Annotated in this window: 9 protein-coding genes; 3 read left to right on the top strand and 6 right to left on the bottom strand. The window is 66.0% G+C overall.

Going from position 1 to position 11486, the window contains the following annotated elements; translation table 11 throughout:
• Nucleotides 1-299: 299 nt before the first annotated feature.
• On the bottom strand, nt 300-1028 hold the full coding sequence (locus J2X57_RS02330; protein ID WP_309863336.1) for a hypothetical protein: 729 nt from the start codon (nt 1026-1028) through the stop codon (nt 300-302).
• 80 nt (nt 1029-1108) lie between these two features.
• Between J2X57_RS02330 and J2X57_RS02325 the strand changes: the two genes are divergently transcribed.
• Nucleotides 1109-1798, top strand: a complete 690-nt coding sequence (locus J2X57_RS02325) for a J domain-containing protein (protein ID WP_309863333.1) — start codon at nt 1109-1111, stop codon at nt 1796-1798.
• On the opposite strand, the gene J2X57_RS02320 is transcribed toward J2X57_RS02325, so the two are convergent.
• The 5 genes from J2X57_RS02320 to tviB all read right to left on the bottom strand — a co-directional run bounded on the left by J2X57_RS02320 (nt 1795) and on the right by tviB (nt 8099).
• Nucleotides 1795-3195, bottom strand: a complete 1401-nt coding sequence (locus J2X57_RS02320; protein WP_309863330.1) for a TIGR03013 family XrtA/PEP-CTERM system glycosyltransferase — start codon at nt 3193-3195, stop codon at nt 1795-1797. The two genes, J2X57_RS02325 and J2X57_RS02320, sit on opposite strands and share 4 nt — an antisense overlap.
• A 126-nt stretch (nt 3196-3321) precedes the next feature.
• Nucleotides 3322-4074: a 4'-phosphopantetheinyl transferase superfamily protein gene (locus J2X57_RS02315; protein WP_309863327.1), complete on the bottom strand. Its 753-nt coding sequence runs from the start codon at nt 4072-4074 to the stop codon at nt 3322-3324.
• A 4-nt stretch (nt 4075-4078) separates the two neighbouring features.
• Nucleotides 4079-5752: a GMC oxidoreductase gene (locus tag J2X57_RS02310; protein WP_309863325.1), complete on the bottom strand. Its 1674-nt coding sequence runs from the start codon at nt 5750-5752 to the stop codon at nt 4079-4081.
• 51 nt (nt 5753-5803) lie between these two features.
• Nucleotides 5804-6814, bottom strand: coding sequence for an NAD-dependent epimerase (locus tag J2X57_RS02305; RefSeq protein ID WP_309863322.1), 1011 nt, complete (start codon nt 6812-6814; stop codon nt 5804-5806).
• A gap of 16 nt (nt 6815-6830) precedes the next feature.
• Complete coding sequence (gene tviB, locus J2X57_RS02300) at nt 6831-8099, bottom strand: Vi polysaccharide biosynthesis UDP-N-acetylglucosamine C-6 dehydrogenase TviB (RefSeq protein ID WP_309864366.1); 1269 nt, start codon at nt 8097-8099, stop codon at nt 6831-6833.
• A gap of 358 nt (nt 8100-8457) precedes the next feature.
• On the opposite strand from tviB, the gene J2X57_RS02295 reads away from it, so the two are divergent.
• Together J2X57_RS02295 and J2X57_RS02290 are read left to right on the top strand one after the other, a co-directional pair.
• Nucleotides 8458-9123 (top strand): response regulator transcription factor, encoded by a 666-nt coding sequence (locus J2X57_RS02295; RefSeq protein ID WP_036113486.1) that lies wholly within the window; start codon nt 8458-8460, stop codon nt 9121-9123.
• Nucleotides 9123-11444 carry an ATP-binding protein gene (locus tag J2X57_RS02290; protein WP_309863315.1) on the top strand — a complete coding sequence of 774 codons (2322 nt, stop codon included), beginning with the start codon at nt 9123-9125 and terminating at the stop codon, nt 11442-11444. Before J2X57_RS02295 ends, J2X57_RS02290 begins: the two co-directional genes overlap by 1 nt.
• Nucleotides 11445-11486 lie beyond the last annotated feature (42 nt).

Genomic DNA, 11486 nt, shown 5'->3' with positions numbered 1-11486 from the left:
ACTCCGCGCTGTGCATCCGTGCACCGGGGCGACATGCATGTCGCTTGCGTGGACGTGCTCCCTGCACGGTCCCTGTCATCTGGCTCGTCGCGGTTCAGTGGTATCGAGGACTTAGGCTATCGTGTTGTTTCGCATAGAAAAATAGGTCTTTTGTTGTAGGGGTGAACGTCCGGTTCCGGACACCCCGGAGCGCTTCTTGCCGCCTTTGCGGACAGGCGTGACCCGGGTTGCGAGCAGGGTCGAAAGCTTACATTCGACTTGCCGTTTTTCACTGTCCGGATCCGGACAGTGAAATGCCGTCACTGGATGGCGATCAGCCACAACGCCGCGCCCTGAACCGGTGCCGCGGTCCAGTGCACGCGATAGGTGCCCGCGGTTTCCACCTGTCGCCATGCCACCGCTCCCTGCACACCGCTCTCGTCGGGCAACGTGACGAAGGCATCGATCAGCTGGAAGCCGTCGCCCGGACTCACGGTCATGCGCTTGACGCCACCGTCGCCCCACCAGAACGCCAGCAATGTGGCGGGTCCGTTCACCGTCACGGTGTCGCTGGCTACCTGCAATGCGCCATCGGCGTAGGAACGTGCGACGGCAGCCACGCGTGTGCCGTGTCGTACTTCGACGAAGGGCAGGGAGAGTTCGCCGCGGGGTTCGCCGCGTTTGTCGATCGATACCGAATGCGCCGCGCCGCCTTTGCCGTCGGTGACGACATAGCCCTGTACCGTGAACCGGTCACCGTAGTTCGCGTACGTCTGCGCCCCGCCCAGGGGCTTCCAACGGTTCCCGTAGGTATCGCGCGGCGTGGCATCGTTGCTGGCATACCCCGCGTTGAAAGCGATGAAAACGCTGCCGCTGGCCTGAGTGTCGACCGGAGCGGTGGTCGCGGGGGTGACCCCGAGACCTTCGCCCTGGCCGAGGAAAACGTGCGCGCCTAAGGCGGGCGGCGGCATGTCTGCGGCGGTGACGGCGGCGGTGCTCAGGACGAGCAGCAGCGTGGCGGGGAGGGCGGCGCTGTGGGGCAGGCGCATGCGTATTCTCCATAAGTTGTACTTGTCACGCCGTGGGTGCTGCGCCACGCTCTTGGCTGCGGAGCAAGGGGAGCTCGACGGTGGCGGACGAAACCGATTTTCTGGATCTCTACACACGGCTCCGGCTGAAGCCTGGATGCTCGCTGGCCGAGTTCAAGCAAGCCTACCGGCGCCATGTCGCACAGTGGCATCCGGACCGCCGTGCCGACGGTCATGCCGACGCGCTGGCCGCACGTCGCCTGCAACGGCTTACCAGGCAATATGGCGCGGCGATGGAATTCCACCGGCGACATGGCCGTCTGCCGGGCGGCGCACCGCTGCCAGGCGTAGCCGTCGCGACGCCGGAACCCGCTGCCGCGATCGAGGACGGTACGCCGGCCACCACGGTGATCGCCGATACGGAGTCGTTGCCACCGCGAACGCTGGGCGCCTGGTGGTGGCTCGCGATCGGCGCGATCGGCATCGCGGTGCTCGCCTGGTCGCTGATGCCCGCTGTCAGCGAATCCGACGCAGAAGACAACACGGAAGCGGCCATCGTTCGAACGACCGGCGTACCGGCGGCGAACTCCGCCTTCGCGGTCAGCGGACCGTTGTCGCTGGGCATGAGCGAAGACGAGGTCATCGCACTCGAGGGCGAACCCACGCAACGCGCGGACGGTCGCTGGGAATACGGACCCTCCTGGGTCCGCTTCGACAACCACGCGGTCAGCGACTGGTACAGCTCGCCACTTCGCGGTCTGCACAGCGAGAGCCCGCGCCCGCGTCACTAACGCGCACCACGGCCGAACAGCACCACCTCCACCGTCTCGATCAGGATCACCATGTCGAGGAAGAGGTTGTGGTTCTTCACGTAGAACAGGTCGTATTTCAGCTTCTCGGCAGCGTCTTCTTCGGAAGCTCCGTAGGGATAGCTGAGCTGCGCCCAGCCCGCCAGGCCCGGTTTGATACTGTGCCGCAAGCTGTAATAGCGAATCTTGGTTTCCAGGTCCGACACGAACTGCGGGCGCTCGGGTCGCGGGCCCACGATGCTCATGTCGCCACGGATCACGTTCCACAGCTGCGGCAGCTCGTCGAAACGAAGCTTGCGGCAGATGCGGCCCACGCGCGTCACGCGATCGTCGTTGCTCTTCGCCCAGCGTGCCACGCCGTCCATCTCGGCATCGGTGCGCATGCTGCGGAACTTGTACAGCCAGAACGAGCGCCCGTGTTCGCCGACGCGCTCCTGGCGGTACAGAATGGGCTGTCCGCGACCGGATTCGATGCGGATGGCGGCGACCACCGCCAGCATGACCGGCCAGCAGAGCAGGGCGATCGTCAGCGATGCACCGATGTCGAAGGCGCGTTTCACGAAGAGCGCGAAAGGCGACGCGTTGAAGCCGCCTGAAAACACCAGCCATGACGGATCGAGCATGGTCAGCTGCACGCGACCGGCTTCGCGCTCGACGAACGTGGTGAGGTCGGTGATCTGCACGCCGAGCTGGCGGCAGGCCAGCAGGTCGTCCATGGGCAGGCTCCCACGCCGGTCGTCCACGCCGACGACGATTTCGTCGAGCTTCACACGGCGCGCATAGCCTGCCAGTGACTCACGCGTGTCGAGCAGCAGTTCGGCGGGCACCAGGACGTTTTCGTTGGGCCCTTGCACATATCCGAGCAGGCAGAAGCCTCGACGGTCCGAGCGGCGGCGCATGCGATTATGGATCTGCGCCGCGCGTTGTCCGGCGCCCAGCACGATCACGCGCCGTTTCAGGGCTTCCAGCTCGACCAGCCGCATGAAAAGCGCACGGAACGCGGCCGTGGCGATAAAGCCCATCGCCAGCGCCATGCCGAGCACGCCGCGTCCCACGTACGCCTGCGGTACCACGTAATAACCGACCACGAGCACCAGGCCGCCCAGTGCGAAGGCGATGGCATGTCTCGCCAGCTGACCTCGCCAGCTCATGCGCAACGTGGACCGGTATTCGCCGAGTGCCGCCATGCCGAGGAAGATGACCAGCGCGAACATCACCGCGCGTGCGGTAAGCATCTGCATCGATGCTTCGAGGTCGTCCGGTGACGGTGCGAAGCGGATGTAGGTGGCGACGTTGAGCGACGCGGCAAGCAGGAGCAGCTCGCATCCACCCATCAGGGTGAGCCAGCGTACGATCGGCTGTCGAAGCAAACGAATCATCGTGTTCCCCTTGCACGCCGCGTGTCGACGTGCCGATGACGGAAGGCTAGGCATGTGCGCCGGGAGTGTCGATTGCACTTCCGGTCGTGACGCGGCTAGGCCGTATGGCCGTGTGTAACGTCATCGTTACAGCGTGTGCAGACGAATGTCCCGGATCGCCGGCGGAGCGGCGAAGGCCGCGACCCAGCGATCGCAGCCCTCGAGGTTGCGCGTGATGCATGGCGGGTAGTGCGCCGCCTCCGGGGGCGGGAGCAGAAGATGCGTCGCGGGCGCCGGTGTCGTGGCGGGATCGGTCAGCAGTCCGACACCGAAGGCTTTCAGCAGCGCTTCTTTCCGCGTCCATAGTTCCATCTGTGCCCAGCGCCTCGCGACATCGTCGAGAACCGACAGTTGTGCGATTTCCGCTCGGGTACAGAACACCGGCATCAGCGTGTCCAGATCCACGCGCGGAGGGTACGTCTCGATGTCGACGCCGATCGTCGCTGCCGGCGAGACCGCCAGTGCCACCACATCGCCGCTATGGCTGAGGCTGGTCGACAACGCGGTTCCGGGCAGGCGGGGCTGCCCATCGGCGGTGCGTGCCAGCGGCACGTCCGATGGCGCCAGGCGCAGGCACTCGCCGAGCACGATACGCCACACGGCATGCGCAAGAACGTAGACGTCGCGGTCGCGGGGGTAGTGGAAGCGAAGTGCCCGTGCCCGTTCGGTCCGGTCGAGCAGGGCGGTGGCATCGCACACGTCGTCGCGGAGAGCGAGGGCGTCGAACACGAGGACACGGGCCTGATCGGCGCGCGGCGCATCGAAGCCCGTGTCGGCAAGGCGGGCGACGACCCGACCGGAGAAGGTGTCCCTTCGGGACGCGTGGGCCAGTGCGGTCATCCGGCTATCCGAGTCCGCCCGTTTCGCAGGCTTGCAGCAAGGTCCGCAACTGACCGGCAAGGCGCAGACTCAGCGCGATCAGCGTAAAGGTCGGAAACGCCCAGCCGCCGGTGGGGAACACCGAGCTCCCCGCGACATGGAGATTGCCGACGCCGAAGACCTTGCCGTTCGGGTCGACGACACCCTGAGCCGGATCGTTCGCCATGCGTGTGGTACCCATGTGGTGCGCCGTGCCATGTACATCCGGTGGCAGGGCGGGATCGATCGCCCACGCGGCCGGTTCGAACCGGCCGTCGCAGGCATGGGCCAGCCGGTCGCCGGTCAGCACGGTGAGCGTGCGATAGGTGTGTCGGTCCAGGTCGGTCAGTCGCCAGTCCACGCTCACCCGTCGCAACCCCAGTGCGTCGCGGCTCGTATCCAGGGTGATCCGGCTGTCGCGGTTGGGCGCCTGCTCGAAGAAGCCGACCAGGGCGACGCGGTCGCTATGGACGGTGGGGCGGTCGTTCGCCTTCTGGGCGGCCGCCCGGACGATGTCGCCGATATGCAGGCCGAGGCGCATCGTGCTCAGCGCCAGGTTCCGCGGTGAGACGGCGACCGCGCCACCGGGCCCGTTCTGCAGCGCGGCGTTGAGCCGGGCCTGGAGCAGCGAGCCTTCGTCGCGTACGGGACCACGTAAGGCGGCGCGAAGATCGCGCAGGGCGCGAATACCGCGCGGTACCTCGCCTTCCACCGCGAAGGGATGCACGCGGCCGTTCAGGGTTTCGTGACGTTTCTGGGCCGCCATCGACAAGCCGATCTCGGGAGACACGGGTGCCCGTGCCTTGCCGATGGTGCGCTCGTAGGGCCGCGTGAGCCGGTCCGGCGTGTCGGAGCGGATGCTGCCGAGCGTGCCGCTGGGATGATCCATGAAATACCGTCCGACCAGATCGCGGTCGTTGCCCAGGCCGCGGGTCGCCACGCTGTCCGACAGCAGCAGGATGCGCGCATTCTCGATGCCACCGGCGGCGAGGACGTAACGCCGCGCGCGGATACGGCCACGGCGGCCGTCGAGCGAGCCGATGCGCGCTTCGGTCACGTGGCTCGCCGTGTCGTTGGAACGCAGCTCCATCACGTTGGCGTGCAGCAGAACGGTGATGTTGGCCGCCTGGCCGAGCGGCTCGCGGTAGGCTTCCCCGAACAGGATCGGACTCCGCGCGAAGATGTAGTTGGTCATCACGTCCGGATCGAGGTCGAGCGGCTTGCGTGCCACCGGACCCTCGAACGACCCCTGGCCGAAACGGTACGACGCGTCGATGTGACAGAAGGCTCGCGCCTTCTCGTACCAGGGTGTCAGCTCGGCGTAGCGCAGCGGCCACCCACTCCCGGGCACCCAGTCGCGCGGGGCCATGTCGTCGTCGCCGAGCGGTATGCAGCCGCCGCCCCAAAGGGTGCAGCTGCCGCCGAACACGCGCATGCGCGAGGTGCCGGCATCGAAAGGCATGTCGCCGGCCGAGCGGCCGTTGTAGAGGTCCTGGCTGCGATCCTCACCCGTCAGGCCGCCGCCCTCGACGAGGCAGACGGTGATCGACGACCCGATGAAGGACTGCGCGATGGCGATGCCGGCCGGTCCCGCGCCAATGACGCACAGGTCCGCCTGAAGATCGGCAGGTGCCGACGGGTCGAGGTAATCGATGAGCACGGCGCATCTCCCAGAAATGTCGCGTCGCGTTGGAAAATCTTCGTCGCCGCGCTAGGCCCGGTAATACGCGCGGTACCAGTCGACGAAATGTCTGACGCCGGAGCGGACATCCACCCGCGGCGCGTACCCCGTGGCCTGCACCAGCGCCGAGACATTGGCTTCGGTGTCGGGTACGTCGCCGGCCTGCAAGGGCAACATCTCCATGCGTGCCTTTCGGTCGAGACACTCTTCCAGCGTGTGGATGTACTGCAGCAGCTCCACCGGCTTCTCGTTGCCGATGTTGTAGATGCGGTAGGGCGCGACGCCGCTGCTGCCCGGGTCGGGGCGATCGCCCGACCACTGTTCGTTCCTGCCGGGCAGCTGATCGAGCGTGCGCAGGATCCCCTCGACGATGTCGTCCACGTAGGTGAAGCTGCGCTTGTGGTGCCCGTGATTGAACACCCGGATCGGCTCGCCCGCCAGGATGGCCTTGGTGAACAGGAACAGCGCCATGTCGGGTCGGCCCCAGGGGCCGTACACCGTGAAAAAGCGCAGGCCGGTGCAGGGCAGGCCATAGAGATGCGCGTAGCTGTGCGCCATCTGCTCATTGGCTTTCTTCGACGCGGCATACAGGGTCAGCGGGTGCTCGGTCGGCTGATGCTCGGAAAACGGCATCCGCGTGTCGGCGCCATAGACCGAACTGGTCGACGCGAACACGAGATGTTCCACGTCGTGATGGCGGCAGCCCTCCAGTACATGCAGAAAGCCGGTGACATTGCTGGACATGTACACGTGCGGATTGGTGGCGGCGTAACGTACGCCTGCCTGTGCCGCAAGGTTGACGACGCGTTGCGGGCGATAGGTGGCGAAGACTTCTTCCACCGCGTCGCGGTCGGCGAGATCGGCGTGGATATGGGTGTAGCCCGGGTCGTCCGCGAAGCGTCGCAGACGTGCCTTCTTCAGCCCCACGTCGTAGTAATCCGACAGGTTGTCCAGCCCGATCACCTCGTTGCCCCGCGCGAGCAGCCGCAGGGCGAGGTGGGAGCCGATGAAGCCCGCGGTGCCGGTGACGAGGACTCTCATGGATGCCGTCTCGCGGTCACAGGCGCCCGTCCACCGCTTCCCGCGGCAGTACGTACTTGACGTCGTAAACGACGGAGGCCGGCTTGCCGAACGCGCGGATGCCTTCCGCGCCCCATGCGATGAATTCCTTATGGCCCACCGCGACCAGGACGGCGTCGTAGCTGCCGGCCTCAGGTACCTCGACCGGGGTGATTCCGTATTCGTGCCGCGCTTCGCTGGCCCGCACCCAGGGATCGTGTACGTCGACATGCACGCCGTAGCCATCGAGGGCGCCTACGATATCGACCACGCGTGTGTTGCGCAGGTCGGGGCAGTTTTCCTTGAAGGCGAGGCCCAGGATCAGCACACGCGCCTGCACGGGGTTGATGCCCTTGCGAACCATCAGACGGACCAGCTCGCTGGCGATATACGGACCCATGCCGTCGTTGGTGCGGCGACCTGCCAGGATCACGTCGGGGTGGTGGCCGACCTGCTGCGCCTTGTGGGTCAGGTAATAAGGATCGACGCTGATGCAGTGCCCGCCGACCAGGCCGGGGCGAAACGGCAGAAAATTCCACTTGGTGCCGGCCGCTTCGAGGACTTCGAGCGTGTCGATACCCAGTTTGTTGAACAGGATGGCCAGGTCGTTGACCAGGGCGATATTCAGATCGCGCTGGGTGTTTTCGATGACCTTGGCGGCTTCGGCGACTTTGAGCGAACTCGCGCGGTGCGTGCCGGCGGTGATGACCGAACGGTATAGCGCGTCGACGGTATCGGCGGTTTCCGGCGTCGAACCCGACGTGACTTTGAGAATACTGGTCACTCGGTGTGTCTTGTCACCCGGATTGATACGTTCCGGGCTGTATCCGACGAAGAAGTCCTTGTTGAAGACGAGGCCCGACACGGCGGCGAGAATGGGGACGCAGATCTCTTCCGTGCAGCCGGGATACACCGTGGACTCGTAGACAACGATGTCGCCGCGCTTGAGAACTTTGCCCAATGTTTCGCTGGCACGACGCAGTGGTGCGAGGTCGGGGCGACGCGCGTCGTCGATCGGCGTCGGGACGGTCACGATGTAGATGTCGCAATCGGCCAGTTCATCCAGCGCGTCCGAGAAGCGCAGGCGCTTCGAGGCCGCCAGTTCGCCCGCGTCGACTTCCAGCGTGACGTCGCAACCGGCGCGCAGTTCATCGATGCGGCGGGAATGTATGTCGAAACCGAGGGTTGCGTATTGCTTGCCGAATTCGACTGCCAGGGGGAGACCGACGTAGCCGAGGCCGACCACGCCGATGCGGGCGGTAGCCAGCGCGCGTGGTGGCGCGGTCTCGGCTTCGGAATAGGGACGAGCTTCGGCCGACGCCTCGTGTACGGCGCTACCGGCCTGTCTGCGGCTAACGATGTCCATACGCGTCCTTCCCCTGATGGCCCGGAAACCCCGTGAAACGAGGCCAGAGAAGGTTAGCAACGCGCCTTCGCCTTGCCTGTATGGCTTACGTGGGTGGACGAATGGCCGATGGCACCATGCCTGAACGTAGGGCTAGCGCGACATCGATTGACGTGTGAAGCAAGCGTTTACAAGGCTCGGTCGCCGCGATATCTTGCCGTCGGTCCCACTACGTATCGGTGGGCGTATGACTACAAGCCTCTCCCCATCTGGTCCACTCATGTCCGCGCGAAGCTATCTGGGCTCGGTGCGCGTGGCCTTACTGGACGACCATGCGCTCGTCCTCAAAGGGCTGGTCGCGCAACTGGAGACGTCCCCCTCCATCGTGATTCTCGGCAGCTTTTCGAGCAGCCGGCCTTTCCGTGCCTTGCTGGCCGAGACGCCCGCTGACGTCGTGCTGCTCGATTATTCGCTGGCTTTCGACGACCTCGATGGTGTCGCGTTGATCCGGCTGCTGCGCAAGGCGTACCCGCGCATGAAGATTCTCATCGTCTCGGCGCATGACGAAGGCCTGATCGTGCGCAACCTGCTTCAGGCCGGCGCGGATGGCTTCGTGGCGAAAAGCCAGGATCCCTCGGAGATCATCCATGCGATCGACGTGGTGATGACCGGCGGCGTCTACCGGCCTCCGCAGCGTGTCGGCATACCGGGCGAGGGCGCCGCGGGAAGCAAGACAGGGAAGCAGCTGTCGCTGCGCGAGTGGGAAGTGGTCCGCTGCCTGCTCGACGGACTGGGCGTGACGCAGATCGCGGTGAAGTTCGGCCGTAGCATGAAGACCATCAGCGCACAGAAGTCGGCGGCGTACCAGAAACTAGGCGTCCGCTCGGACAGTGAGTTTCACAGCCTGAAGGAACACATCCGCGCGCTGGCGAACCAGCCGCCGTGATGCGCCGTTTCGCATGGATGCTGGTTGGCTGCATGGTCGCAGCGGTGGCGGTCGCCCAGGACGTGCCGGACGAGGAGACGCGCGCGCGCTGGGTGAAAGCGCACCCCGTGCTGCGTATCGCCCTGGATCCTCAGCAGGGCGCCGAGATCGGTGCCGGCAAAGCGAACCCCCTGGTGACGGAGTACCTCGCGCTTGCGGCGCGTAAGGCGGGCATGCGCTTCGAGGCGGTACGCACGCGCTCCTGGGCGGAGTCGGTCGCCGCCTTCCGGGCGCATCGGGTCGATGTGCTTCCGTCCACCGCCGATCGTATGCTGACCGCCGATCTGGGCAGCTCGGCGCTGCTGTCGTCGCCTTTCTATGTTGGCCGTACGCTGATCGTGACGCGGACGGTCGGACCCGCCGAAATGGACCTCTGGCATCTGCAGGGGCGCACGGTGGCCTTCAAGGGCGGAGGCCAGTACGAGGCGTGGCTCGAGCGCGAGCATCCCTCCATCACCCGACTTCCCCTGGCCGATATCCATCAGGTGCTGGCCGCCGTCGAGAGCGGCGTGGCCGACGCGGCGATCGGTGTGGACGTGGCCTACTACCCGATCGTGCGCCGCGATTACGCCATGAGCCTTCGCGTGGCGGGGACGGTGCCGGACATGGCGGTGTCGGTCCGCGTCGCCGTCCAGCGCGACGAGCCCGAGCTGCTCGCCATTCTGGAGCAGAGCATGCGCGGGCTGTCCTCGGCGGACAACATGGCGGTGATCGAGCGGTGGCTCGAGACGGCGTATCTGCGTCAGCCTACCGTGTCGCAGGTACTCTCGGCGTTTCGCGGCGAGCTGGGTCTGGGTGTCGCACTGATAGCCGCGCTGGTCTTCGCGCTATGGCAGATGCGCCGTGCGCAGCTGGCGTCCCGTCGCGGCGAGCAGCAGAAGACCATGCTGCTGGCGGTGATGAGTCATGAAGTGCGCAACGCGGTCAATGCGGTCACGTCGTCGATCGACCTCATGGCACGCGAACCTCAGGATGGTCCCCAGCGTGACCTCATGGCGATCGCACAGGTCAGCAGCCGGAACCTGCAGAACCTTCTGAAGAGTGCCCTCGATTACACGCGCTCGGAAGTTGAGGGTTTCACCCCTGACCCGGTGCCCTGCGACGTGCAGGCGATCGCGCGTGACGCGATCGAGGCACAGCGTCTGGCGATCGAGGCCAAGGGCCTCGCGGTGCGTCTGGATCTGCCGATGGGGCCCTTGCCGTGGCTGCTGGTCGACGAAGTCCGGGTCAGGCAGCTTCTGGAAAACCTGTTCGCCAACGCGGTGAAGTTCACCGAGCGCGGCCACGTGGGAATCGCTCTCTGGCAGGGTGCCGGTGAAAACGAAGACGGGGTGCGTCGCCTGCTGATCGAGGTATTCGACACGGGTATCGGTGTCCCCGCGAACCGGCAGCGTCAGCTGTTCAAGCCGTTCGCCCAGGCGCGTGGGCGTCTCGACGTCCGTCTTGGCGGCAGTGGCCTCGGCCTGGCGATCTGCAGGGATATCGCGACCAACCTGGGTGGCACCCTCGAATTCAACAGCGAGGCGGGCGTGGGTACGGCCGTCCGCGTCACCTTGCCGACGAGTCTGGTGCCCCGCACGACCTCGTCGCCACCGTCGCCAGCCGCCGACACGTCGATGTGCGGTGAACCGGGCGGCATCGTGCTGCTGGTCGAGGATCACCCGGCCAACCGGCAGATCATCGTTGCCCAGCTCAAGTTCCTCGGTTACGCCACCGAAGCCGTGGATCATGGCCAGGCGGCCATCGACCGTTTCGTGCCCGGGCGCTTCGTGGGCGTTCTCCTGGACTGTGAGTTGCCCGACATGCAGGGTTACGACATCGCTTCCGAATTGCGCGCGCGCGAGGCCGAGGCTCGCGTCACTCCCACTCGTTTTATCGCCATTTCGGCCAATCAGGGCAGCGATCATGTGCGCCGCTGCGCGGAGAGCGGTATCGACATCGTGCTGGGAAAGCCGCTTTCGCTGGATGCGCTGAAGTCGGCGCTGGCCGGTCCCGTCTCGCCCATGGCGGAGCAGGCGGTTTCGCCCACGCCCGCCATGCAGGCCGCCTTTCGTGAGGAGACCCGGCACGATCTTGCGCTGACCTGCGATGCGCTCGAGCGGGGCGACTTCGCGCGAGCGCTGCATCACGTCCATCGCGTGAAAGGGGCCGCGCTGGTCTGCGGCATGGTGGCGATCGCGGACATTGCCGAGGGGCTGGAAGAGTCGCTGGGGGCGGGTGGGGGCCTTGCCGATGCGGAGCCCTTCATGGAAGCCATCGCGCGGCACCTCGACGGTGACTGAGCCGCCACCACGCCCTTTAAACGTCTCATCGCGTACCAATGT

This window comes from Luteibacter sp. 1214 (assembly GCF_031455395.1).
GTDB classification, from domain to species: domain Bacteria; phylum Pseudomonadota; class Gammaproteobacteria; order Xanthomonadales; family Rhodanobacteraceae; genus Luteibacter; species Luteibacter mycovicinus.
Note: the sequence above shows the minus strand (reverse complement) of the source record. Positions and strands in the feature narration are given on the sequence as shown.

Bases quoted from the DNA above. Each gene is read 5' to 3' on its own strand.
- J2X57_RS02330 (WP_309863336.1), bottom strand. From the start codon at position 1,028: ATGCGCCTGCCCCACAGCGCCGCCCTCCCCGCCACGCTGCTGCTCGTC.
- J2X57_RS02320 (WP_309863330.1), bottom strand. From the start codon at position 3,195: ATGATTCGTTTGCTTCGACAGCCGATCGTACGCTGGCTCACCCTGATG.
- J2X57_RS02315 (WP_309863327.1), bottom strand. From the start codon at position 4,074: ATGACCGCACTGGCCCACGCGTCCCGAAGGGACACCTTCTCCGGTCGG.
- J2X57_RS02305 (WP_309863322.1), bottom strand. From the start codon at position 6,814: ATGAGAGTCCTCGTCACCGGCACCGCGGGCTTCATCGGCTCCCACCTC.
- J2X57_RS02295 (WP_036113486.1), top strand. From the start codon at position 8,458: ATGTCCGCGCGAAGCTATCTGGGCTCGGTGCGCGTGGCCTTACTGGAC.
- J2X57_RS02290 (WP_309863315.1), top strand. From the start codon at position 9,123: ATGCGCCGTTTCGCATGGATGCTGGTTGGCTGCATGGTCGCAGCGGTG.